2 protein-coding genes are annotated in these 1,703 nt (G+C 61.2%); both read right to left on the bottom strand.

What is annotated here, in order from left to right; all coding sequences use genetic code 11:
* Positions 1-300 (bottom strand): hypothetical protein (locus EOA60_RS38445; protein WP_206628348.1); only part of this gene is annotated, 300 nt, incomplete at its 3' end.
* 518 nt (positions 301-818) lie between these two features.
* Positions 819-1,226, bottom strand: a complete 408-nt coding sequence (locus tag EOA60_RS31765) for a plasmid mobilization relaxosome protein MobC (protein ID WP_127336057.1) — start codon at positions 1,224-1,226, stop codon at positions 819-821.
* Between the last annotated feature and the right edge of the window lie 477 nt (positions 1,227-1,703).

Here is a 1,703-nt window from a genome sequence, read left to right as displayed (position 1 = left end):
GACTAACGGCTTCGATCCGAAGGCCGAGTTCAGGGCAGCGGGAAGCGCTTCGTCCCTGACGTCGCCGGCGAGTTGGAATCGCACTTCGATGAAATTCGTATTCTCAAGCTGCGGCTCGAATGTCTGCGTGAATTGATGCAGGAAACCGCGACGGTCCTGCGCGTTGGCAAGCCCCTGTCCGCTATCGGTGAAGATCTCGATGTCGCGCTTCTCGCCCTGTTCATTGGCGCGTGTGCCGACATAGGCGAGCAGGGCGCCGGCCTGCCTGCCATTGGCCGCGCTCGACAAGACTTTGAACACCGCCGGCTGCGCGCCAGCGGCGTAGGTCGCACGTGCCGCAACGGCCCTCGCCTCTCGGGTCGACCGCGCCAAGTGTCGAGCGGACGGGAGCGCGCCTGACCTTCCGCCGCCTCCGCCACGACGCCGCCATTCTTCTTCCTCTTCCTTGACGAAAGCACCGAGCGCGAGGCCGAAAATGGCTATCGCGCCTTTTGCGTCGCTGGATGAACGCAAGCTCCCGCTCGCACCAGACAGCGGTATCGCGCTGGGCGGTCCTCGTCTGCCTCCGGACGAAACAGGTGCCGTCGCGACGCGGGGACTCGTCGGGTGCTTTGCGCTCGCCACCGACCATTGCCCGCCAGCTTGGGGCGAAGGCCAGCGGCCATTGCGGAGGCCGCCTGCATGGGCGTTCATCGTTTGACGATCGGCCGTCTCCCGGCGAGCCCAAAGCTTGTCATCCTTGAGATCCTCGAGATCGCCAGCGCCTGGCATGCGCAAATAGCGTTCGATCTCGGCAGCATATCCGGCAAGGCGACCGCTCATGCTTTGATCTCTTTTCGCTTGCGCGGCGTCGCAATCATCGCCTTTAACTCTTCGCGGAACCGACGCACGAGCTCGCCAACGGCGATCAAGGCGCGCTCGAGATCTTCATCATCCGCCACCCGGCCATCGTTTATGGCGCGGACCGCCTGATTGAAATTTACACCGACACGGCGAAGCTGGTCCGTGGCCTCCTCAATGGCAGGTCGCAGCTCTCCCGTAACTGCCGGAAGAAAGCCCGCTTCGACCCTCACAAGGCGGCGAACCACTTCGCTGACCGTCACCGCCTCTCCATCGGCGAGGGCGCGCAACCGCTCCATTTCGACGCTTGAGAACCGCACATGCAGCACCTCGCCATAGCGACGGGATGCTTTCTGGGTTCCTGTTTGGCCGTTGTTGGATCTCATCTGTAAGCCCGCCTGCGGGCGCTAAGGCCCTTGGGCCGCGCCGTCTTTTTTCGTGTGTAACACAAAAAAGGCTATCCTGCCAAAGCAAAAACAAACAACCACGAAGATTCTTAATTCCATCCGCAATTGAGACGAGGTTTTACGGATCGTACCTAACTTCTCATGTTAACATGGAAACATAATGTTGTCGCGACATTGCGCATTGCTGACTTATCAACAGGCCGGCTTCGCGATCTGTTACTGTCGTAACATGCCGCCTTGTTGCGAAGTCATCATGCTAACATGACGACAAGTTGCAACGAGCAGGGAACCTGAGCTCGCGCGACCGGGATCGCGGCGACCGCCGTGCGTTATCAGGTAAGGCGGAAAACCTGAGACATGCGCCCGGGGCCGACAGGCATGGCCGATTTGCGCCGGGCCAAGCATCGATGGCACGCCCAGCCGGCGCGGCCTCGGGCGTTCTCTGCAATCCTTACG

Origin of the sequence: Mesorhizobium sp. M1A.F.Ca.IN.020.06.1.1, assembly GCF_004023265.1 — a bacterium.
Taxonomy (GTDB): Bacteria; Pseudomonadota; Alphaproteobacteria; order Rhizobiales; family Rhizobiaceae; genus Mesorhizobium.
This window is presented reverse-complemented; position numbering and strand designations above follow the sequence as displayed.

Excerpts from the sequence above, each read along its gene's own strand:
- EOA60_RS31765 (WP_127336057.1), bottom strand. The coding sequence starts at position 1,226 with ATGAGATCCAACAACGGCCAAACAGGAACCCAGAAAGCATCCCGTCGC.